At 68.0% G+C, this 20,596-nt stretch carries 20 protein-coding genes; 9 read left to right on the top strand and 11 right to left on the bottom strand.

What is annotated here, in order from left to right:
- Window positions 1-118 precede the first annotated feature (118 nt).
- Window positions 119-598 (top strand): hypothetical protein, encoded by a 480-nt coding sequence (locus H7V21_RS09595; protein ID WP_188053388.1) that lies wholly within the window; start codon window positions 119-121, stop codon window positions 596-598.
- Window positions 599-605: 7 nt separating this feature from the next.
- On the opposite strand, the gene H7V21_RS09590 is transcribed toward H7V21_RS09595, so the two are convergent.
- Entirely contained in the window at window positions 606-1,574 is a 969-nt protein-coding gene (locus H7V21_RS09590; protein WP_188053386.1) for an NADP-dependent oxidoreductase, read from the bottom strand.
- A 463-nt stretch (window positions 1,575-2,037) separates the two neighbouring features.
- Here H7V21_RS09590 and H7V21_RS09585 point away from each other — a divergent pair, with 463 nt between their 5' ends.
- Both H7V21_RS09585 and H7V21_RS09580 read left to right on the top strand, forming a co-directional pair.
- A complete protein-coding gene (locus H7V21_RS09585) occupies window positions 2,038-4,740 on the top strand; it encodes an ATP-dependent DNA helicase (RefSeq protein ID WP_188056467.1) in 2,703 nt (900 codons plus the stop codon).
- A gap of 10 nt (window positions 4,741-4,750) precedes the next feature.
- On the top strand, window positions 4,751-5,290 hold the full coding sequence (locus H7V21_RS09580; RefSeq protein ID WP_188053384.1) for a SixA phosphatase family protein: 540 nt from the start codon (window positions 4,751-4,753) through the stop codon (window positions 5,288-5,290).
- Here H7V21_RS09580 and H7V21_RS09575 read toward each other — a convergent pair.
- From H7V21_RS09575 to rpmF, 5 genes are all read right to left on the bottom strand, one after another.
- On the bottom strand, window positions 5,287-5,622 hold the full coding sequence (locus H7V21_RS09575) for a MerR family transcriptional regulator (protein ID WP_188053382.1): 336 nt from the start codon (window positions 5,620-5,622) through the stop codon (window positions 5,287-5,289). The genes H7V21_RS09580 and H7V21_RS09575 overlap by 4 nt on opposite strands.
- A gap of 8 nt (window positions 5,623-5,630) precedes the next feature.
- On the bottom strand, window positions 5,631-5,930 hold the full coding sequence (locus tag H7V21_RS09570) for an integration host factor subunit alpha (RefSeq protein ID WP_188056466.1): 300 nt from the start codon (window positions 5,928-5,930) through the stop codon (window positions 5,631-5,633).
- A gap of 91 nt (window positions 5,931-6,021) precedes the next feature.
- Window positions 6,022-6,993, bottom strand: a complete 972-nt coding sequence (locus H7V21_RS09565; RefSeq protein ID WP_316714745.1) for a beta-ketoacyl-ACP synthase III — start codon at window positions 6,991-6,993, stop codon at window positions 6,022-6,024.
- On the bottom strand, window positions 6,990-8,021 hold the full coding sequence (plsX, locus tag H7V21_RS09560; RefSeq protein WP_188053380.1) for a phosphate acyltransferase PlsX: 1,032 nt from the start codon (window positions 8,019-8,021) through the stop codon (window positions 6,990-6,992). The genes H7V21_RS09565 and plsX overlap by 4 nt, the downstream gene beginning before the upstream one ends.
- Before the next feature lie 28 nt (window positions 8,022-8,049).
- Window positions 8,050-8,229, bottom strand: a complete 180-nt coding sequence (rpmF, locus tag H7V21_RS09555) for a 50S ribosomal protein L32 (RefSeq protein WP_188053378.1) — start codon at window positions 8,227-8,229, stop codon at window positions 8,050-8,052.
- Between the two features lie 189 nt (window positions 8,230-8,418).
- Here rpmF and H7V21_RS09550 point away from each other — a divergent pair, with 189 nt between their 5' ends.
- Window positions 8,419-8,817 carry an MAPEG family protein gene (locus H7V21_RS09550; RefSeq protein ID WP_188053376.1) on the top strand — a complete coding sequence of 133 codons (399 nt, stop codon included), beginning with the start codon at window positions 8,419-8,421 and terminating at the stop codon, window positions 8,815-8,817.
- Here the strand turns inward: H7V21_RS09550 and H7V21_RS09545 are convergent.
- Entirely contained in the window at window positions 8,814-9,476 is a 663-nt protein-coding gene (locus H7V21_RS09545; RefSeq protein WP_316714741.1) for an MBL fold metallo-hydrolase, read from the bottom strand. The two genes, H7V21_RS09550 and H7V21_RS09545, sit on opposite strands and share 4 nt — an antisense overlap.
- Window positions 9,477-9,555: 79 nt before the next feature.
- Between H7V21_RS09545 and pabB the strand changes: the two genes are divergently transcribed.
- The 3 genes from pabB to msrA all read left to right on the top strand — a co-directional run bounded on the left by pabB (window position 9,556) and on the right by msrA (window position 13,314).
- Window positions 9,556-11,328, top strand: coding sequence for an aminodeoxychorismate synthase component I (gene pabB, locus H7V21_RS09540; RefSeq protein ID WP_188053375.1), 1,773 nt, complete (start codon window positions 9,556-9,558; stop codon window positions 11,326-11,328).
- 32 nt (window positions 11,329-11,360) lie between these two features.
- On the top strand, window positions 11,361-12,560 hold the full coding sequence (locus tag H7V21_RS09535; protein ID WP_188053373.1) for a pyridoxal phosphate-dependent aminotransferase: 1,200 nt from the start codon (window positions 11,361-11,363) through the stop codon (window positions 12,558-12,560).
- 100 nt (window positions 12,561-12,660) lie between these two features.
- Window positions 12,661-13,314 carry a peptide-methionine (S)-S-oxide reductase MsrA gene (gene msrA / locus H7V21_RS09530; protein ID WP_188053371.1) on the top strand — a complete coding sequence of 218 codons (654 nt, stop codon included), beginning with the start codon at window positions 12,661-12,663 and terminating at the stop codon, window positions 13,312-13,314.
- Between the two features lie 4 nt (window positions 13,315-13,318).
- Here msrA and H7V21_RS09525 read toward each other — a convergent pair whose 3' ends face one another.
- Both H7V21_RS09525 and mgtE read right to left on the bottom strand, forming a co-directional pair.
- Window positions 13,319-13,720: a DUF1489 family protein gene (locus H7V21_RS09525; protein ID WP_188053369.1), complete on the bottom strand. Its 402-nt coding sequence runs from the start codon at window positions 13,718-13,720 to the stop codon at window positions 13,319-13,321.
- 24 nt (window positions 13,721-13,744) lie between these two features.
- Window positions 13,745-15,148: a magnesium transporter gene (gene mgtE / locus H7V21_RS09520; protein ID WP_188053367.1), complete on the bottom strand. Its 1,404-nt coding sequence runs from the start codon at window positions 15,146-15,148 to the stop codon at window positions 13,745-13,747.
- 146 nt (window positions 15,149-15,294) lie between these two features.
- Here mgtE and H7V21_RS09515 point away from each other — a divergent pair, with 146 nt between their 5' ends.
- Window positions 15,295-15,747, top strand: coding sequence for a peptidylprolyl isomerase (locus H7V21_RS09515; RefSeq protein ID WP_188056463.1), 453 nt, complete (start codon window positions 15,295-15,297; stop codon window positions 15,745-15,747).
- A 21-nt stretch (window positions 15,748-15,768) separates the two neighbouring features.
- On the opposite strand, the gene H7V21_RS09510 is transcribed toward H7V21_RS09515, so the two are convergent.
- Window positions 15,769-16,659, bottom strand: coding sequence for a LysR substrate-binding domain-containing protein (locus H7V21_RS09510; RefSeq protein WP_188053365.1), 891 nt, complete (start codon window positions 16,657-16,659; stop codon window positions 15,769-15,771).
- Window positions 16,660-16,965: 306 nt separating this feature from the next.
- Between H7V21_RS09510 and H7V21_RS09505 the strand changes: the two genes are divergently transcribed.
- Window positions 16,966-19,263, top strand: coding sequence for a CDC48 family AAA ATPase (locus H7V21_RS09505; RefSeq protein WP_188053363.1), 2,298 nt, complete (start codon window positions 16,966-16,968; stop codon window positions 19,261-19,263).
- Here H7V21_RS09505 and H7V21_RS09500 read toward each other — a convergent pair.
- Window positions 19,211-20,569: an MFS transporter gene (locus tag H7V21_RS09500; RefSeq protein ID WP_188053361.1), complete on the bottom strand. Its 1,359-nt coding sequence runs from the start codon at window positions 20,567-20,569 to the stop codon at window positions 19,211-19,213. The genes H7V21_RS09505 and H7V21_RS09500 overlap by 53 nt on opposite strands.
- Between the last annotated feature and the right edge of the window lie 27 nt (window positions 20,570-20,596).

The raw sequence follows: 20,596 nt of genomic DNA, 5'->3' as shown, positions 1-20,596 counted from the left end.
GTGCAACGCCTTGCCCCGAAGGGAGGGGCACGATGAAGCGAACGGGCGTGCTGTTGATCGCCGGAGCAGTGCTCGGCTTCGTGTTCGGGCCGCTGACCGCGGCTGCGATCGGCGCCGCGTGGACGGCTGCGCAGAATGGCGACCAGATATATCCCGGGAAGCGGGCGCGCTGGTCGACGAGGTCGGCCGTTCGCCCCCGGACGCGCTGCTCCGCACCTCGATATGGATCGATTATTCCTCGACGCGGAGCTGCGGGTACGAACCGGAAATCCTGACGAGCGACCCTCGCAGTCTGGAGTTCACCTGGACCTATGAGCGCATCCGGTCGGAGAGTGCCCGCTACATCGGCGATGCGCAGCGGACGATATGGCTCGGCGACAAGGTCTCGCGCTTCGAGGCAGAGTTCCTGGTCCGCTGCATGCGCGCCAGCGTCTTCGCACCTTTATGCCGCCGCCGGGCCACCGCGCTGGTCGTCGCGGCGGACGAACGAATCCCGCCTTCGGAACAGGCATTCGTCCGGCGCAACGTCTGCACCTATCTCGACGCAGTCGCCGCGCTTCAGGGCCGTGCGGTGGTGCGGCGCGAGCAGGCGGACTGATCGCTCCTCACACCGTCACTGCGATCTTCCCGACGAAATCCTTCTTCTCTGCCGCCTGCTGCGCTGCCGCGATGTCGTCGAGCGCGAAGCTCTGCGCGACATGGACGCGCACTGCGCCCGCGTCGATCATGTCGGCGATCCGGCGCAGCTGGGCGCTGTCGGGCTGCGCCATATATCCGGCGCCGCGCTTCCCCTCCGCCTCCGGCACGCCGCGCGCCGGCTCGCCCAGCGTCGAAACCAGAATGCCGCCGTCGGCCAGCACCGCCCAGCTGCGCTGCTGCGTCTCGCCGCCAACCACGTCGAACACCAGATCGGCGTCGCGCACGATTTCCTCGAACCGCTCCGCCTTGTAATCGATCGCGCGGTCGGCGCCGAGCTCGCGCACGAAGTCGCAATGCTCGCCCGAAGCCGTGGCGAACACCTCGGCGCCCGCCGCCACCGCGAACTGCACCGCGAAATGCCCCACGCCGCCCGATCCGCCGTGGATCAGCACGCGCTGGCCTTCCTTCAGGCCGCCCTGATCGAACAGCCCCTGCCAGGCGGTGAGCGCCGCGAGCGGTACCGCGCCCGCGGTTTCGATCGGAACCGATTTGGGTGCACGCGCCCATTCGCCCGGCTCCAGCACCACCTGCTCGGCATAGCTGCCGCGCGGGAACTGCGGCATGCCGTACACGCGGTCGCCGACGTCGACGCCGCCGACGCCCGGCGCGACTTCCAGCACCTCGCCTGCCACATCGCGGCCGAGGATGGCGGGAAGATCGTCTTCGGAAAGGAATGGCGCCGCCCCGGAGCGCAGCTTGTAATCTACCGGGTTCACGCTGGTGGCGCGGATCCGCACCCGGATTGCCCCCTGCCCCGGCTGCGGCACGGGCAGCGTATCAGCCTGGAATGCGTCGGTTCCCCCGAAACGGTGGATGCGCCACGCGCGCATCGTCGCACTGTCGATAGCGCTGCCGCGCTCGATCGTATCGGCCATGATCTTCGTCCTCCGTTCGGATGTTCCCGGCACCAACCAGCGGAAAGCGCCTATGGTTTATTTCGCGCGCGAAAGCCTTCGGCGATGGTTGCGGCGGACGATCCCCCGCCTGCCGGGCCGAAGGAGGCGCGCGCGCCCTTCCCGAAGTCCTGCCGCCAATCCTGTACGAAAAGGGAACAAACTCCTGTCCTACAGCGCGACTTTCGTGCAAGACTGCAGCCATGGCGCGTCTTCTTCCCCGCCGCTCCGCCACCGTCGCGCACGCCGTCCGCCGTCGCGGGCGGCGCGCGTGCGTCCTGATTCAATGCTCCGCGCGGCTGGCGAGCGCGCGGATCGATCGGCCTGCGCCCGGGCGACGCAACGCATCCGAGCACACGCGCGCGTACCCCTCCACGCGCGCGCGGGAGCGCGCACGCGCGTTGAGGTGCGACTTTAGTGCGACCTTCGGCGGTTTTGCGTGAGTTTGGCCGCCCTCCCGCATCCCGCGATCCACGCCAGCCACTCCGGCGTGTGGATCGCCACGCCCGACGGCGAGACGCGAGTCGCCGGACGCGGTGAGGCGATCCGGCTCGCCGCCGACACGCCGGTGCTGCTGCTCAACGCGCCGCTGGTGGGGCAGCGGCTGGGCCATCCCGAGCTTTCCGGTCTCGACCTGCTCGAGCTCTTCGCCTTTCTGCGCCCCGCGCGCTTCATGGTGCCCACGCCCAAGGGGCTTGCCCGTGCGGTCGATCTGTCGCCGCCCGAAACCGATGCCGATGTCGCGCCCTTCCTGCGCGAAGCCGCGGCGTCGCTGCTGGCGATGGCCGAAACCGACTGGCCCGAGCGCGAGGGCGCGTGGCACGCCGTCCAGTCGCTGATGCGGCTGCGCTGGCCCTGGGCCCCCGCGCTCGTCCAGCGGATCGCACAGCCGGAGCGCGCCGAGCGCTGGCTGTTCTCGAAGCTGCCCGAATGGAGCGAACAGCCGCCGCGCCCCGCCCCACGCACCGTGACGCTCGACGAAGGCGCCGTCGCCAGCCGGCTCGCGCAGCTCACCGGCAGCGCCGCCGAGCGCCGCCAGGGCCAGCGCGACTATGCCGCCGCCGCCGCGCACGCCTTCGCACCGCGCGATCGCCGCGACGCGCCCAATCTGGTCCTCGCCGAAGCGGGCACCGGCATCGGCAAGACGCTCGGCTATCTCGCCCCCGCCTCGCTCTGGGCCGAATCGGCCGAGGGTGCGGTCTGGGTCTCGACCTATACCAAGGCGCTGCAACGCCAGCTCGGCCATGAGGGCGAGCGGCTGTTCCCCGATCCGGCGACTCGCAAGCGCCGCATTGTCACCCGCAAGGGGCGCGAGAACTATCTCTGCCTGCTCAATCTCGAGGATGCGCTACAGGGTGGATTCGCCGGCCGCGCGGCGATCCTGGCGCAGCTCGTCGCGCGCTGGGCCGCCTATAGCGCCGATGGCGACATGGTGGGTGGCGACCTGCCCGGCTGGCTGCCGACGCTCTTTCGCCGCAACGGGTCGACCGCGCTCACCGACAGGCGCGGCGAGTGCATCTACGCCGGCTGCCCGCATTATCGGAAATGCTTCATCGAGCGGGCGGCGCGCGCCTCGGCCGACGCCGATATCGTCATCGCCAATCACGCGCTGGTGATGGTCAACGCCGCGCGCGGGCGCGAGGCGACGACTCGCCCCACTCGCTATGTCTTCGACGAAGGGCATCATCTCTTCGAGGCGGCCGATGCGATGTTCTCGACCGCGCTGTCGGGGCAGGAGGCGATCGAGCTGCGCCGCTGGGTCACCGGCCCCGAATCGGGATCGCGCGGGCGCCGTCGGGGGCTCGCCGCGCGGCTTTCGGACGTCGCCAGCTATGACGAGGAGGGCGGCCGGGCGATCTCCGCCGCAGTCGATGCCGCGCGCGCGCTGCCGTCGGACGGTTGGCTCCAGCGGCTGAACGAAGGACAGCCGTTCGGCCCGATCGAAGCGTTGCTCGCGGCGGTGCGGGGGCTCACCTATGCGCGCTCGGAAAAGGAAGGCGATGCGGGCTACGGCCTCGAAACCGAACTCGCCGAGCCCGATGCGGCGCTGGTAGACGCCGCGGGCCCTGCGGGCGAGGCGCTCGACGCATTGCTGCGCCCGCTCGTCACGCTGGGGCGCCGGCTCGAGGCCGTGCTCGCCGACGCGCCCGACTGGATGGACGCGCCGGCGCGCGCGCGGATCGAGGGCGCGATCGCGTCGCTCGGCTGGCGCACCGACACCGTCGGCGCCTGGCTGGCGCTGATCGCGCGCATCGGCGGCCCCGCCGACCCGGCGTTCGTCGACTGGCTCGCGGTCGATCGGATCGAAGGACGCGAGTTCGACGTCGGGCTCCACCGCCACTGGCTCGATCCTGCCAAGCCGTTCGCCGAGACCGTCCTCAAGCCCGCGCATGGCGCGCTCGTAACCTCGGCGACGTTGCGCGCCGGCGGCGACTGGGACGTCGCCGAAGCCCGCGCGGGCGCGGTTCATCTGCCGCTGACGCCCGCGCGCTTCGAAGCGCCGAGCCCGTTCGACTATGGCAATCAGGCCGAGGTGCTGATCGTCACCGATGTGAAGCGCGGCGACATGCCTGGCCTAGCCAATGCCTATGCGCGGCTGATCGTCGCGGCGGGGGGCGGCACGCTGGGGCTGTTCACTGCGGTACGGCGGCTGCGCGCGGTGCATGCCCGGATCGCCGATCGGCTGGCGCGCGAAGGGCTTCCGCTCAATGCCCAGCATGTCGATCCGATCGATACGGGAACGCTGGTCGATATCTTCCGCGACGATCCGCGCGCCTCGCTGCTCGGCACCGATGCCTTGCGCGACGGAGTCGACGTGCCCGGCGATTCGCTGCGGCTGGTGGTGATGGAAGGCGTGCCCTGGCCCAAGCCGACGGTGCTCCACGCCGCGCGCCGGCTCGCCGACGGCGGCAAGGCCTATGACGACCGGATCGTACGTGCGCGGCTGGCGCAGGCGTTCGGCCGGCTGATTCGCCGCGCCGACGATCGGGGCACTTTCGTGCTGCTTTCCGCGGCGATGCCGACGCGGCTGCTCGCTGCCTTTCCGCCGGGCACGCCGGTCGCTCGGGTCACGCTCGACGAAGCGATTGCGCGCGTGCGGCTTTCCTCGGGCGCCGGCTTGCGGCATGAGGCCCCCGCGACTGCCTGAGTGGGAGGCCATGAAGACACTCACCTTGCTCCGTCATGCCAAGTCGAGCTGGGACGATCCCGTCTCGCGCGACTTCGATCGTCCGCTCAATCCCAAGGGGCAGCGGGCCGCGCAGACCATGGGGCGCCACATGCGCGCCCTGGGTCTCGTGTTCGATCATGCCGTCGCCTCGCCTGCCGTGCGCGTGGTGGAGACGCTCGAGCATGTCGGCACCGGCTATGGCAGCGATCTGGCGCCGGCGTGGGACCAGCGCATCTATCTCGCCTCGGCCGCGACTCTGCTCGACGTGATCCACGAGCTTCCTGCCGGAGCCGATCATGTCCTGCTGATCGGCCACAATCCGGGGCTCGAGGATCTGGTGCTGGCGCTGGTGCCCGAGGACGGCGGTTCGCTGCGCGAGGACGTCGAGATCAAATTCCCGACTGCCAGCCTCGCCCAGATGCACTTCGACGTCGGCGACTGGGAAGCCGTTGCGCTCGGCCTGGCGCGGCTCGAGCGGTTCGTGCGCCCGCGAGATCTCGATCCCGGGCTCGGGCCGGATCGCGGCTAGCCGGAGTCGCTGTCCAGCGCCTGCGCGAGCGAGTCGCGGATCGCCTGGAGCGCGCCGGCGCGACTGCCGCCGCCCTTCGTCGACCGCTCCGCCGCCAGCAGCCGCTGAACCCCTCGGATCGTATACCCCTCATGCGCCAGCAGCGCGTGGATACGCCGCACGAGCGCGACATCCTCGGGCCGATAATGGCGTCGGTTGCCCGCCCGCTGCAGCGGACGCAGCTGCGGGAACCGCGTTTCCCAATAGCGCAGGATATGCTGCGGCCGCCCGATCTCCTGCGAAAGCTCGCCGATCGTGCGGAGCGCTCCGGCAGCCTTCTCGGGCGCCGGCACTGTCTTCCTCAGCCGCCCGCCACGATGCGATCACGCATCATCTGGCTGGCGCGGAAGGTGAGGACACGGCGCGGCGAGATTGGCACTTCGACTCCGGTCTTCGGATTGCGCCCGATCCGCTCGCCCTTGTCGCGCAGGATGAAGCTGCCGAAGCCGGAGATCTTCACATTCTCGCCTTCGGCCAGCGCCTCGCACATATGCGCGAGGATCTGCTCGACCATTCGCGCGGCATCCGCACGCGAAAGCCCCACCTCGCGGTGGAGCGCGTCGGCGAGATCGGCCCGGGTGAGCGTACCCGGGGAAGTCATCGTCAGCATGTCCCCCTCCTGAGTGACAGGGGTGACAACGTATCAGATTGTTCCGCGAGCGCAAATGGGAGTAACCCGTAGAGAGTCCCGATCAGAAACGGACCACCGCGGCACCCCAGGTGAAGCCGCCGCCCATCGCCTCCAACACCAGCAAATCTCCCGTTTTCACGCGGCCGTCGCGCACGGCGGCGTCGAGCGCGAGGGGTACGGAAGCGGCCGAGGTATTGGCGTGTTCGTCCACGGTGACGATCACTTTTTCGGGGGCCAGGCCAAGCTTGCGTGCTGTCGCGTCCAGAATGCGGGCATTCGCCTGATGCGGCACGACCCAGTCCACAGCATCGGCCGAAAGACCTGCGGCGGTCAGCGATTCCTCCATCACCGTCGCAAGATTGACGACGGCATGGCGGAACACTTCGCGCCCCTTCATCCGCAGCTTGCCCACCGTCCCAGTCGTCGAGGGTCCGCCGTCGACGTACAGAAGCTCGTTATGACGCCCGTCGGCGTGCAGCCGAGTCGCGAGGATGCCGCGTCCCGTTTCGGGATCGCTGTCCTGCGCCTCGAGCACCACTGCGCCCGCGCCGTCGCCGAACAACACGCAGGTGGTGCGGTCCTCCCAGTCGAGAATGCGGCTGAACGTCTCGGCTCCGATCACGAGCGCCCGGCGGTGCGCGCCCGCGCGAATCATCGAATCGGCGACCTGGAGCGCATACAGGAAGCCGGAACAGACGGCGGCGACATCGAACGCAACGCAATCGTCGATCCCGAGCGCGGTCTGCACCTTGGTCGCGGATGCGGGAAAGGTCTGGTCGGGAGTCGCCGTGGCGAGGACGATCAGGTCGATGTCCTGTGCTGTCACGCCCGCTGCCGCGATCGCCGCCTTGGCGGCCGACGTGCCGAGCGTCGCCGTCGTCTCCTCGGGTCCGGCGATATGGCGGAAGCGGATGCCGGTGCGTTCGACGATCCATTCGTCAGTGGTGTCGACCGTCTCGGTGAGTTCGGCGTTGGAGACGCGTCGCGCCGGAAGCGCCGAACCCGTCCCGGTGATCACGGCCCGCAGTGTCACGCCGCCTCCGCCTCGAAATTCCCGAGGTCCTCGATGATCCGCCGCGTCAGATCGGAGCGTACCATCTTCGCGGCGACTCCGATCGCAGTATCGACCCCGACCTCGTTCGCGCCGCCGTGGCTCTTCACCACCAGGCCGTTGAGCCCGAGGAAGACGGCGCCATTGTGGTTGTTCGGATCGAGATGATGGCGCAACAGTTCGGTTGCGGGGCGCGAGATGAGAAACCCGATCTTCGAGCGAGTCGAACTCTGGAACGCGCGGCGCAGCAAGTCGGCCACGAAACGGGCCGTGCCCTCGGCGGTCTTAAGCGCGATGTTCCCCGAGAAGCCGTCGCACACGATCACGTCGACGGTGCCGCGCGCCAGACGGTCGCCCTCAATGAAGCCGGTAAACTCGAGCGGCAGATGCGGCGCCGCCCGGATCGTCGCGGCGGCCTCGCGAACCTCATCGGTTCCCTTCAGCTCCTCGGTGCCGATGTTCAGCAGTGCGACGCGCGGCCGATCGAGATCGAGCACGGTGCGGGCATAGGCTGCCCCCATGACCGCGAACTGCACCAGGTTGCGCGAATCGCACTCGGTGTTCGCGCCCAGATCGAGCATCACCGTGTCGTTTTCGCCCAGGCTCGGGATCGTCGCCGCCAGCGCCGGACGATCGATGCCGGGCATCGTGCGCAGTGCCAGCTTGGCCATCGACATCAGCGCACCGGTGTTACCGGCCGATACGGCCGCGCCGGCACGCCCCTGCTTCACCAGGTCGATCGCGATGCCCATCGACGTCGTCTTGGCGCGCCGCAGGGCCTGGCTGGGCTTTTCCTCGGGCGCGACGACTTCGGGCGCGTGGACGATTTCCGACGCCGCGCTGAGGCCGGGATGGTTCTTCAGGCCCTCGCGAATCGCCGACTCGTCTCCGACGAGCAGAAACTCCATGCCTTCGAAACGGCGGCGCGCACGCGCGACCCCCGCCAGCATCACGGCAATCCCCTCGTCGCCGCCCATCGCATCGACGGCGATTCGCGAGACTGTCGTCATGATGTGCCGGCCCTCAATCGTCCGAGTCTCAGCCCTCGACGGGGACGATCTCGCGCCCGTTATAGTGGCCGCAGGCCGTGCAGAGGTGATGCGGGCGCTTCAGCTCGCCGCAATTGGAGCATTCCTGGAATGCTTCGGGCTTGAGCGCATCGTGCGCCCGCCGCATGCCGCGCCGCGACGGCGTGGTCTTTCTCTTGGGAACTGCCATCTCGGCACCTTCTTGAAAACGCGTGAATTCTGAGCCGCAACAGCCGAGCGTCGTTCCGGATGAGCGGCGGCTCACCGGACCAGCAGCGGGGCAGGTCACGAAGCGAGCCCGCGCGTATAGCCGATTCCCGCGCCGTTGCAAGCCACTGGCCACCATGGCAGGTGATGCCGGACGGGGAGAGAGAATAGCATGGAGAGCCTGATACTGCCGGTGGCACTCACCACAGCCGCCGCAGCCGCGGTGGTCAACCTGTGGCTGGCAGTGCGGATCGGCCGGGTGCGGATCGCCGAGCGAGTCTCGATCGGCGACGGCGGCAACCCCCGGCTGCAGGCGCGGATGCGGGCGCAGCTCAATTTCGCGGAATATACGCCGATCGTCCTGATCCTGATCGCGCTCGTCGAGCTCGCGGGTGGCGGGGGCACAACGCTATGGGGGGTCGCGGCACTCTATATCGTTGGCCGGGTGGCACATGGCTTCGGCATGGACCGGCCCACGCCCAACCCGCTGCGCGCCGGCGGCACCATTGTCACGATGCTGGTCACGCTCGGGCTCGCCGGCTGGGCGGCATGGATCGTCGCCGCCGCCTAGGCTTTCGCCAGCGCCGAATCGGCGACGAAGGGGTTCGTCCGCCGCTCATGCGCGAAGTTGCTCGCCGGGCCATGGCCGGGCACGAACACCGTCTCGCCCCCCAGCGGCCAGAGCTTGGTTGTGATCGCGTCGATCAGCTGCTGGTGATCGCCGAGCGGGAAATCGGTGCGCCCGATCGATCCCTGGAACAGCACGTCGCCCACCAGCGCCAGCTTCGACGGAGCATGGTGGAAGACAATGTGGCCCGGCGTGTGGCCCGGACAATGATAGACGTCGAGAACGAGATTGCCGACCGTCACCTGATCGCCGTCCGCCAGCCACCGATCGGGCTCGAACACCTGCCCGCGCACGCCGAACCGCGCCCCGTCCTCGTCGAGCCGCGCGATCCAGAATCGATCGGCCTCGTGCGGCCCCTCGATGGGTACTCCCAACTCCTTGGCGAACACGCCCGCCTCGCCGCAATGATCGATATGCCCGTGCGTAAGCAGGATTTTCTCGACGGTGACGCCATGCTGCTGCGCTACCGGCCGCAGCCGATCCAGATCGCCGCCGGGATCGACGAAGGCGCCTCGCATCGTCTCGGTGCACCAGATCAGCGTACAGTTCTGCTGGAGGGGCGTTACCGGGATGATTGCTGCGCGCATCGGGGGATTTGCCATCGATCCGAGATAGACTCGCGATGCCATGGCGGCAACACGGGCTTGCCGCGAACGCCCAAGGGCTGCATCTCGCTATTTCATGGTGTTGCCCGAACCACCTTTCGTGCTGCTCGACGATGCCCGTGCGGAGGGAGCGCCGGCGCGCCTCTATGCCCGGCCCGTCGAAATCGTGGCTGCGTCCACAGCCGATGCGGTCGGCCCGGCGCTTGATCGACTGGGAGCCGCGCGTGCCGAAGGACTGCACGCTGCCGGCTGGATCGCCTATGAAGCGGCCGCGGGCATCGCACCGGAGGGACGGCCGCAACTGCCTGCGCCCGGGACACCGCTCCTGTGGTTCGGACTCTTCGCCGACTATCGCCAGATCGCTTCAGCGCAGGTGCCATCGCTGCTTCCGGATCCCGCCGGCGCCTGGGCAGGCCAACCCGAACCAGCGATCGCGCGCGACGCCTATGGCGCACAATTCGCGCGGGTCGCCGAGCTGATCGCGGCGGGCGACATCTATCAGGCGAACCTCACGTTTCGGGCGTCGGTGCGCACTGCCGGAAGCCCGGCCGCGCTTTACGCGCTCCTGCGCGCCCGGGCGGCCGCGGGCTATGGCGCGCTAGTGGCGACGGGAGACGATTGGCTGCTGTCCTTCTCCCCCGAACTGTTCTTCGCGCTGGAGGGCAGTCGGCTGACCGCCCGGCCGATGAAGGGCACTGCGACTCGCGGCTCCAGTCCCGAGGCCGACCGGGCGCTGGCCGAGTCGCTGGCCGCCGATCCCAAGCAGCGCGCAGAAAATCTGATGATCGTCGATCTGATGCGAAACGACATGGCACGCGTCGCGCGCGCAGGCAGCGTTGCAGTGCCGCAGCGCTTTGAGGTCGAGCACTATCCGACGGTCCATCAGATGGTTTCCACCGTGACCGCCGAACTCGCCCCCGGGCGCGACGCGATCGATGCGCTGCGGGCTCTCTTCCCCTGCGGTTCGATCACCGGGGCTCCGAAGCTGCGCGCGATGCAGGTGATTTCCGAAGTCGAGCACGCCCCGCGCGGCATCTATACCGGCGCGATCGGCCGCCTTGATGCCGACGGGGGCGCCATGTTCAACGTCGCGATTCGTACCTTGAACCTGCAGCAGGATGGCGCCGCGATGGGGCTGGGCTCGGGTGTCGTGGCCGATTCGGATGCAGAGGCGGAATGGCGCGAATGCTTGGCGAAGGGCACATTTGTCACCGACGGAGAGACCGACTTCGACCTGATCGAAACCATGGCGTTCGATCCCGAAGACGGCATGCCGCTGCTCGAGCGCCATCTCGCGCGGCTGAAGGCGAGTGCACGGCACTTCGGCTTCGAGTTCGACCGGCATTCGGCACGCAACGAGCTGCAGGCGGCAACCTTTCGTCTTCGCGAGCCGGCGCGTGTGCGGCTGGTGCTCGCGCCGAGTGGCGCGATAGCGATCGGAATTGCGCCCATGCCGCAGCTCCCCACCCGGCCGGTGCACGTCGCGCTCGCGGCGCGACCAGTTGCGCGAGACGACTTTCGCCTCGCGCACAAGACGAGCCGGCGCGGCTTCTGGAATGCTGCCCGCGCTCCTGGCGCCTTCGAAACGCTGTTCACTGATGACGACGGCTATCTCACCGAAGGCAGCTTCACTTCGATCTTCGTCGAGCGGGACGGGAGGCTGGTGACACCGCCGCTGGCGCGCGGCCTTCTTCCCGGAGTGCTCCGCGCCGAACTGATCGACAGCGGCCGCGCAGTCGAAGGCGACCTTCTGCCCGCCGATCTTGCCGGCGGCTTCCTGCTCGGCAACGCGCTGCGCGGACTGGTTGCGGCTGTTACGGTTGCGGAACCGGCGAAGGCGACAGTATAGCCCGCGCGCTCTTCCTGAAAGGCGCCATCGACATGCAGACTTCCGCCGCCCTCGGCCGTATCCAGCCTTCCGCCACGCTCGCCATGACGAGCCGCGTCATGGATCTCAAGGCGCAGGGCATCGACGTAATCGGGCTGGGCGCGGGCGAACCCGATTTCGACACGCCCGATTTTGTGAAGCGGGCGGCGGTCGAAGCGATCCAGGCAGGCAAGACGAAATACACCAATGTCGACGGCACGGCCGAGCTGAAGGACGCAGTGATCGCCAAGTTCCGGCGCGACAATGGCCTGGTGTTCGAGCGGAATCAGATCTCGATCAACGTCGGCGGCAAGCACACGCTATTCAACGCGATGGTCGCCACCGTCGATCCGGGCGACGAAGTCGTGATCCCCGCTCCCTATTGGGTGAGCTATCCCGATGTCGTCCAGTTCGCGGGCGGCACGCCGGTTTTCGTCGAGGCGGGGCCGGAGCAACAGTATAAGCTGCGTCCCGAGCAGCTCGAAGCGGCGATCACGTCGCGCACGAAGTGGGTGATCCTCAACTCCCCCTCGAACCCGACCGGCGCCGCCTACAGCCGCGACGAGCTGCGCGCCCTCGGAGACGTTCTCGCCCGGCACCCGGACGTGTGGATCTTCGCCGACGATATGTACGAGCATATCGTCTACGACGGATTCCAGTTCGCGACGATCGCGCAGGTGTGCCCCGGACTCGCGGAACGCGTGCTGACGGTGAACGGCTGCTCGAAGGCCTATGCGATGACCGGCTGGCGGATCGGCTTTGCCGCCGGCGCGCCCTGGCTGATCAAGGCGATGGCCAAGCTCCAGTCGCAATCGACGTCGAACCCCTGCTCGATCGCGCAGGCGGCGGCAGTTGCGGCGCTCACCGGCGATCAGAGCTTCCTCGCCGATCGCGCGGCGGCATTTCAGCGGCGGCGCGATCTGGTGGTCGGGATGCTCAACGCAATCGACGGCATGACCTGCCCCACGCCCGAAGGCGCCTTCTACGTCTATCCCGAATTCTCCGGGCTGATCGGCAAGGCGACTCCCAAGGGCCAGAAGATCGACAGCGACGAAGCGATGGTCGGCTATCTGCTCGACGAGGGGCGCGTGGCGGCGGTGCATGGCGCAGCCTTCGGTCTCTCCCCCGCGATGCGGATCAGCTATGCGACCTCGGACGACCTGCTTCGCGAGGCGTGCACGCGGATTCAGGAGGCCTGCGCTGCGCTGAAATAGGCAGTCGCTGAGCGGCTGCAACCGGGCACGAAGAGACGTGCTGCTTGCACACTTGGCGCGCGCTTCCGACATTGCAGTCATGCAGATTCGGAAAAAAGCGATGCTGAAGAGCAGTTTGGCCGCCGCCGCCGGTGCGGGCGTGCTGCTCCTTTCGAGCGGCTCCGGCCACGCCGAGCGCGCCGTCCCCATCCCTGCGCCGCGCGTCGACGTGCCGCGCACCGGCGCGCTACAGACGGCGGTATTCGCCGGAGGATGCTTCTGGGGAGTTGAGGCGGTTTTCGAGAATGTGCGCGGCGTACGCTCGGTGACGAGCGGCTATGCCGGCGGCAGCGCCGGCACCGCGACCTATGCCCAGGTGTCGAGCGAGCGGACGCGCCATGCCGAAGCAGTGCGCATCGTCTATGATCCGCGCCAGCTGAGCTATGGACAGCTGATGCGCATCTATTTCTCGGTCGCGCACGATCCCACGCAGCTGAACCGACAGGGCCCCGACACCGGCCCCAGCTACCGCTCTGCGATCTTTCCGCAAAATGCGGCGCAGCGGCGCGCGGCCGCCGCCTATATCGCGCAGCTGAGCGAAGCGAATGCCTTCCCCTCGCGCATCGTCACTCGGATCGAATCGGGCAACTTCTACGAAGCCGAGGCGCACCATCAGGACTTCTACCGGCGCAATCCCAACCATCCCTATATCGTGCGTTGGGACAAGCCGAAGGTCGCGGCGTTCCGAGCAGCCTATCCGGATCTCGCCCGCTGACCGATCAGATCAGCGCAAGGCCGGCAAGCGTCCCCACGAGCTCGGGTGGCATCTCGGCGATCCCTTGGGCGGAGCTCCCCAGATCGGCCGGCGCATCGGCGTCCTCGAGATAGCGCCAGCCCTGGTGCGCGCGCTTGGGACGCGCCTGGACCAGCACCAGCCGCGGCTCGCAATGGATCGCGACCTTGCCGCCTTCGGCCTCTCCGAAGCCCAGGATCGGCGAACGCGCCACCAGCTTGTGCTTGATGATCCAGTAGAGTGACCCGCCTGCGATCTCGGCATGCCGCTTGGGCAGATAGCGAGTCGTGAGGAAGAATTCGCCCTGCCGCGCACGCAGCGCCAGCCGTTCGTCGAGATGTTCGATACTGTCGTGGCCATAGGCCACCTTGGTCAGATGTAGGGGCACGCCTCCGATCTGGGCGCACGCGCCTCAGCCGACAAGCCCGCTCGCTACCGCCAGGCCCAAGAAGGCGAAGAAACCCATCGAATCGGTCACCATCGTGACGAACACCGACGAGGCGACCGCCGGATCCTGGCCGAGCCGCTCCAGCGTCACCGGCACCAGCACGCCCGCCAGCCCTGCGACGAGCACGTTGATCACCATCGCCGCTGCGATAACGACGCCGAGCTGCGGATTCGCGAAGACCAGCGCGGCACCGATCCCCAGCAGGACCGCGATCGTCGCGCCGTTGAGCAAGGCCACGACGATCTCTCGCCGGACGGTGCGCAAGGTGTTCGATTGCGTCAGCTGGTTGGTCGCGAGCGCGCGCACCGCGATTGCCATCGTCTGGGTGCCTGCATTGCCGCCGATCGAGGCAACGATCGGCATCAGCACCGCCAGCGCCACCATCTGCTCGATCGCCGCGCCGAACTGGGCGATGATGAACGAGGCGACCAGCGCCGTGAACAGATTCGCCACCAGCCACCGAACGCGCGAGCGATAGCTGTCCCGCACCGGCTCGTTGATGTCGCCGTCGCCCGCGCCGGAGAGCAGCAGGGCGTCCTCGCCCGCTTCCTCGCTGATGATGTGGACCACGTCGTCCACCGTGATCATCCCGACCAGCCGCCCGCCCGCATCAATCACCGCCGCCGAGATCAAGGCGTATTTCTGGAAGCGCAGCGCCACTTCCTCCTGATCCATATCGACCGGAATCAGCGTCTGCTCGCGCCGCATCACGTCGGTCACCTGGACGACGCGCGGGGTTCTGAGCAGCCAGGAAAGGTGGCAGGTTCCGACCGGCCGATGCGCCGGATCGACGACGAAGATCTCCCAGAAATCGGTCGACAGCTCTTCGTCGGAGCGCAGATAATCAATGACGTCGCCGACAGTCCAATGCTCGGGCACCGCGATCAGCTCGCGCTGCATCAACCGGCCGGCGGACTCCTCGGGATAGCTCAGTGCCTCCTCGATGGCGGCGCGATCGTCGGGATCGAGCGCCCGCAGCACCGCTCGCTGATCCTCCTCCTCCAGCGTCTCGATGATCGCGACGGCATCGTCGGTATCGAGTTCGGCGGCAAGATCGGCGACCTGATGCGGCTCGAGCGCGGCGAGCAGCTCCTCGCGCACCCAATCGTTCATTTCCGCAAGAACGTCGCCGTCGAGCCGATCGGACAATGCGGCGGCGAGCGCGGGCCGGAGATCGGCGGGCGTCAGCTCGATCAGATCAGCGATGTCCGCCGGATGGAGCGGCTCGACGCGCGCCTTCGCCGCTTCGGTGTCCCCCTCTTCGACGGCGTCGAGCACTGACCGTACGAATTCGGGCTTCAGCCGGTCGTCGGCATCGAGCTCGCCTGCGTCGAGAGCGGGTTCGGGAGGCAATTCGGTTTCGCTCATATCCGGCCTCCTCGCCACCTCTGCGTTGCCGCTCTAGCTGGCGCGCGCCGCCCTGCCAACGGCCGCTGACACCGCGTGTCGCGGGGATTTGCATGTCGCAGGCCGGACGCCTAGGGGCGGGCCAACCCTTTCCCAGGAGCATGATGATGAGCGACGCGAAGACACTGGTGATGACCCTCGAGGGCGGCGACGTCCACATCCGCCTCCGTCCGGACCTTGCGCCGAACCATGTCGCGCGGATTGCAGGTCTTGCCGACCGCGGCTTCTACGACGGCACCGTGTTCCACCGCGTGATCGACGGTTTCATGGCGCAGGGCGGCGACCCGACGGGAACCGGCATGAGCGGTTCGGACGAGCCCAACCTGAAGCAGGAGTTCAGCCGCGAGCCGCATGTCCGCGGCATCTGCTCGATGGCGCGCACGATGGATCCGGACAGCGCCAACAGCCAGTTCTTCATCTGCCTCGACGACGCGACCTTCCTCGACGGCCAGTACACCGTCTGGGGCGAAGTGACCGAGGGGATGGAGCATGTCGATGCGCTGCCCAAGGGCGAGCCGCCGCGCGATCCCGGCAAGATCGTGAAGATGCGCACTGCCTGATCAGAGCGGGCAGCGCCGTCGCTAGTGCTCGACGCAGCCCAGCGCTTCGATCAGCCAATCGTGAAACAGCCGTACCGGCCGCGTCGTCAGTGCGCGCGGCCGGCAGACGAACCAATAGCTGTACTGGCTCTCCACGGTCAGATCGAACAATCGCACCAGCCGCTCGTCACGCGCCGATTCGAAATGCGATTCGAGCATGAAGGCCACGCCAAGGCCCTGCGCGGCAGCCTCCAGCATCAGGGTGCCCGAATCGAAGAAATCGACTGCCGCCGGCTCGAGATCCGGCAGGCCCGCTGCCGCGCGCCAGGCGGTGAAGGTTTCGGGCATGTCGCGATGGACGAGCGCAGTCAGGCGGGAGATCTGCCGCGGGTCGGTCACCGGATCGGCGCCTTCGACCAGCGTGCGGGCGCCAATCACGTGCACGCGATTGCGGTCAAGGCGCCGCGCATAGAGGCCCGGATCGATTTCGCGCGCGATGACGATCGCTGCGTCCAGCCCGTCGCCCAGCCGCGCCACGCCGTGGCCGGCAGTATCGACGTCGAGATGCAGCTCCGGATGGCGCCGCTTGAGCTCGGGCAGTCGGGGCATCAGTCGCTGCGTCGCGAACAGCGGCAGCACGCCAAGCCGCAGCCGCAGCAACTCGGTGCCACTTGTCATCATCTCGACCGCATCCGCCATCGAGTCGAGCGCTGGCGCGACGAGCGCCAACAGCCGCTCGCCGTCGGTATTGAGTTTCAGGGCCTGGTGCCGCCGCTCGAAGAGCGGTTTGCCGATGAAGCGTTCGAGCGACTGCACGCGCCGACTGAGCGCAGGGGAGGAAAGCGCAAGCTCCTCGGCGGCCGCCTTGACCGAGCCGAGGCGAGCGACCTGCACGAATGCCTCGATGGCCGTGAGTGGTGGAAGCCGTCGCATCCGCTTCTTGTGCGCTGCGTCAGATGCTTTTGCGAGAAGAAATATTGCAATCCGCGCGCGCATTACGCGGCGCAGCGAGACTCGCCCCACCTCGGCGCAGTTGCATCAGTTGCAATTTAGCCGTTTCCTTTCGCACTTGCACAATGATCTTCCGCACCGCACATACGGCAAGCCTTTCAGGCATCCTCTCCTAAACCTTTCAAGGCCGGTCCGTTGGACCGGCCATTTTTTTTGCCACCGCCCCGCCCTCGCGGGAGCGGAACCCCACTCCTATGTTACGCGCTTGCCAGCCGACAAGGAGTGGACATGGCCGACGACGAACCGCCCGTACACAAGCTGCAGGTCGCCAACTCGCGTCCCGAGGATAGCGGCCGCGGTCTCGCGCGTCTGCCGCGCAGCATGATGGCTGCGCTGGGCCTTCAGGAAGGCGATGTCGTGGAGATCGAGGGAAAGCGTGCGACGCCCGCGCGCGCGGTATTGCCCTATGCCGAAGACGAAGGGCTGGAAATTCTCCGGATCGACGGGCTTCAGCGCGCCAATGCTGGCGCGGGTGCCGGCGATCTGGTCGAAATCCGGAAGGCAGAATCGAAGCCGGCGGCGCGCGTCGTCTTCGCGCCGGCGCAGGCCAATCTGCGGCTCCACGGCTCGGCCAACGCTCTCCAGCGCACGTTTCTCGGCCGGCCGCTGTGCCAGGGCGACACCGTCGCCACGGTGGGCCAGCAGCGCGTGGCGGACATTCCGCCGAACGTCGCGCAGTTTCTGCGTGCGCCTGCCTATGCGCTTCAGGAAATCCGGCTCAACGTACTGTCGACCACGCCGCGCGGCATCGTTCACATCGATGCGGAGACCGAGATCGAGCTGCGCACCGATTATGAAGAGCCGAAAGAAAGCCGTCGCGCCGACGTCACCTATGACGATCTCGGCGGCATGTCCGACACGATCGATCAACTGCGCGAGATGGTCGAGCTGCCGCTGCGCTATCCCGAGCTGTTCCAGCGGCTTGGCGTCGATCCGCCGAAGGGCGTGCTGCTCCACGGGCCGCCGGGCACCGGCAAGACTCGACTCGCGCGCGCCGTGGCGAACGAGAGCGACGCGAATTTCCTGCTGATCAACGGCCCCGAAATCATGGGTTCGGCCTATGGCGAATCCGAAAAGCGGCTACGCGAGGTATTCGAGGAGGCGAACAAGTCGGCACCCTCGATCGTGTTCATCGACGAGATCGATTCGATCGCGCCCAAGCGCGATCGCGTCTCGGGCGAGGCCGAGAAGCGACTCGTGGCGCAATTGCTGACGCTGATGGACGGGCTGGAGGCGCGCGCGAACGTCGTGATCATCGCCGCCACGAATCGTCCGGAGGCGATCGACGAGGCGCTGCGCCGTCCGGGCCGGTTCGATCGCGAGATCGTCGTCGGCGTTCCCGACGAGCGCGGCCGCCGCGAGATCCTGGGCATCCACACCCGCGGGATGCCGCTCGACGAGGACGTCGACCTCAACGAACTGGCGCGCACCACCTATGGCTTTGTCGGTGCCGATCTCGCCGCGCTCACACGCGAGGCGGCGATCGACGCGGTGCGCCGCATCATGCCCAGGCTCAATCTAGCCGAAGGAACGATTCCCGCCGAAGTGCTCGATTCGCTTTCGGTGCGCCGCGACGATTTTCTCGAGGCGCTCAAGCGCATCCAACCCTCGGCGATGCGCGAAGTGATGGTCCAGGCACCGCAGGTTCGCTGGGAGGATGTCGGCGGGCTCGATGACGCGCAGATGCGGCTCAAGGAGGGCGTGGAACTGCCGCTCAAGGATCCCGATGCCTTCCGGCGCCTGGGGATACGTCCGGCCAAGGGGTTCCTGCTCTATGGCCCGCCCGGAACCGGCAAGACGCTGCTCGCCAAGGCAGTCGCGCGCGAGGCGGAGGCGAATTTCATTGCCACCAAATCGAGCGACCTGCTCTCCAAATGGTATGGCGAGAGCGAGCAGCAGATCGCGCGGCTCTTCGCCCGCGCGCGGCAAGTGGCGCCCTGCGTCATCTTCATCGACGAACTCGATTCGCTTGTCCCCGCGCGGGGCGGCGGACTGGGTGAGCCGCAGGCGACCGAGCGGGTGGTGAACACGATCCTCGCCGAGATGGACGGGCTCGAGGAGCTGCAATCGGTGATCGTGATCGGCGCAACCAACCGGCCCAATCTGGTCGATCCCGCACTACTCCGCCCCGGTCGCTTCGACGAGCTGATCTATGTCGGGGTTCCCGGCGAGGAAGGCCGTCGCCGCATCCTGAAGATCCAGACCGAGCGGATGCCGCTCGCCGCGGACGTCGATCTCGACGCGCTTGCCGCACGCACCGATCGGTTCACCGGCGCCGACCTGGAGGATCTGGTCCGTCGCGCGGGACTCGTCGCGCTGCGCCGCTCGCTCGCGACGAGCGAAGTGGCGATGGAGCATTTCGAGGAGGCACTGCAGGATGCGCGTGCCAGCGTCACCCCGGAGATGGAGCGGGACTATCAGCAGATGAAGGCGAAGCTGAAGCAGGATGCGATGGCGATCCAGCCGATCGGCTTCATTGCTCCGGGGATGCTTCAGGCGCGGGACGCAACGAAGCACGAAGACTGAACCAGACATAGGCCAGGAGCAGCACCAGCCCGGCCGCTGCCGCGAGATACGGCAGCGGCCGCCACAGTTGGTAGAGCCCCACGCCGATCGACGGACCCAGCACATAGGCCGCGCCGTTGACCGACGTCACCTTGCCGGCGATCGAGCCCTGCACCTCGGGGCCCACCGCCAGCGACGAGCCGGCGGTAAATCCGGGCCGTGCGAATCCGAAGCCGAGCGACGCCAGCGCATAGCCTAGTGCGATGCCATAGTGGCTGCTCGCCAAGCCCGTCGCGGCGCACCCGACGGCTGCGACTGCGGCACCGATCAGGACCAGCCCGCGCGGCTTCAGATCGAACAGCGGAATGAGGCCCCATTGCGCGAGAAGCGCCGATCCGGCGCCGATCATCAGCACCAGTCCGGTCGGCTGCAGCGCCTCCAGCGGGCTGACGCCAAGACGGTCGATCACCAGAAAGCCGATCACCTGCGCGCTCATCGCCTGTGCATGCCCGACGACCAGGCCGACGATGATCCAGGCGCGCACGCGCGGGTCGAAGAAGCCGACAGGGGGTGCGCGCTCGGCGGCCGCCGCGGTCACGCTAGCGCCCGAGGTCTGCCCGCCGATCGTCGGATAGCTCACCGCCGCACCATGCGATTCCTCGGCTTCGTCGCGCGGAAGCAGGCGCGCGACGGCGATCCAGAGCACGACGCCCGCCAAGCTGAACAACAGCGCCGGGCCGGCCAGGCCGATCTCCGGTCCGCCCCGCCAGAGGCTGCCGAGTACAAGGTACGGCGCGATCGCAGGCCCGAGAATCGTGCCGAGCCCGAACGCGGAGGCAAGCAGCGAGAGCGCCTTGGTGCGTTCGGCGCGCGAGGTGCGCCCGGCGACCAGCGCCTGCACCGCCGGGGGTGCGGCCGACCCGAGGCTGCCGTAGATCAGCCGCCCACCGACGAAGGCGATGAAGGTCGCGACCGGCGCCAGCCAACCGTTGATCCCGGCCGCGAGGAAGACACCGCACAGAAACAGCGAGATCGTGTAGCCGGCGACGCCTACCAACACCATCTGCCGCCGGCCGTGCCGATCCGAGCGGTTCGCCCAATAGGGCGCGGCGATCACCCAGAGCAGCGCCGAGACCGAGAATGCGGCGGCGACGATACTGTCGGCCACGCCGAGCGAGCGACCGAGCGCGGGCAGAACCGATTGCATCGCCGTGTTCCCGGCCGCGTTGGCCAGCATCACGACGAACAGGAGCAGGAACAGCCGGTCGAATCGTCCGCCCCCCACGGGCGGAGCGGAAACGACTGGCGAGTGCGGAGTTTCTCCCATCGAACCAGCGCTTAGGCGCATTGGCGG

The sequence above is a fragment of the Sphingosinithalassobacter sp. CS137 genome (assembly GCF_014334115.1).
In the GTDB taxonomy this organism is placed as follows: domain Bacteria; phylum Pseudomonadota; class Alphaproteobacteria; order Sphingomonadales; family Sphingomonadaceae; genus Sphingomonas.
Note: the sequence above shows the minus strand (reverse complement) of the source record. Positions and strands in the feature narration are given on the sequence as shown.

What these genes read in the sequence shown, in the direction of transcription:
- pabB (WP_188053375.1), top strand. Translation starts at nt 9,556, where the DNA reads ATGGTGTTGCCCGAACCACCTTTCGTGCTGCTCGACGATGCCCGTGCG.
- H7V21_RS09535 (WP_188053373.1), top strand. Translation starts at nt 11,361, where the DNA reads ATGCAGACTTCCGCCGCCCTCGGCCGTATCCAGCCTTCCGCCACGCTC.
- H7V21_RS09550 (WP_188053376.1), top strand. Translation starts at nt 8,419, where the DNA reads ATGGAGAGCCTGATACTGCCGGTGGCACTCACCACAGCCGCCGCAGCC.
- H7V21_RS09545 (WP_316714741.1), bottom strand. Translation starts at nt 9,476, where the DNA reads ATGGCAAATCCCCCGATGCGCGCAGCAATCATCCCGGTAACGCCCCTC.
- H7V21_RS09515 (WP_188056463.1), top strand. Translation starts at nt 15,295, where the DNA reads ATGAGCGACGCGAAGACACTGGTGATGACCCTCGAGGGCGGCGACGTC.
- msrA (WP_188053371.1), top strand. Translation starts at nt 12,661, where the DNA reads ATGCTGAAGAGCAGTTTGGCCGCCGCCGCCGGTGCGGGCGTGCTGCTC.
- H7V21_RS09500 (WP_188053361.1), bottom strand. Translation starts at nt 20,569, where the DNA reads ATGGGAGAAACTCCGCACTCGCCAGTCGTTTCCGCTCCGCCCGTGGGG.
- plsX (WP_188053380.1), bottom strand. Translation starts at nt 8,021, where the DNA reads ATGACGACAGTCTCGCGAATCGCCGTCGATGCGATGGGCGGCGACGAG.
- H7V21_RS09510 (WP_188053365.1), bottom strand. Translation starts at nt 16,659, where the DNA reads ATGCGACGGCTTCCACCACTCACGGCCATCGAGGCATTCGTGCAGGTC.
- H7V21_RS09570 (WP_188056466.1), bottom strand. Translation starts at nt 5,930, where the DNA reads ATGACTTCCCCGGGTACGCTCACCCGGGCCGATCTCGCCGACGCGCTC.
- H7V21_RS09505 (WP_188053363.1), top strand. Translation starts at nt 16,966, where the DNA reads ATGGCCGACGACGAACCGCCCGTACACAAGCTGCAGGTCGCCAACTCG.
- H7V21_RS09580 (WP_188053384.1), top strand. Translation starts at nt 4,751, where the DNA reads ATGAAGACACTCACCTTGCTCCGTCATGCCAAGTCGAGCTGGGACGAT.
- rpmF (WP_188053378.1), bottom strand. Translation starts at nt 8,229, where the DNA reads ATGGCAGTTCCCAAGAGAAAGACCACGCCGTCGCGGCGCGGCATGCGG.
- H7V21_RS09590 (WP_188053386.1), bottom strand. Translation starts at nt 1,574, where the DNA reads ATGGCCGATACGATCGAGCGCGGCAGCGCTATCGACAGTGCGACGATG.
- mgtE (WP_188053367.1), bottom strand. Translation starts at nt 15,148, where the DNA reads ATGAGCGAAACCGAATTGCCTCCCGAACCCGCTCTCGACGCAGGCGAG.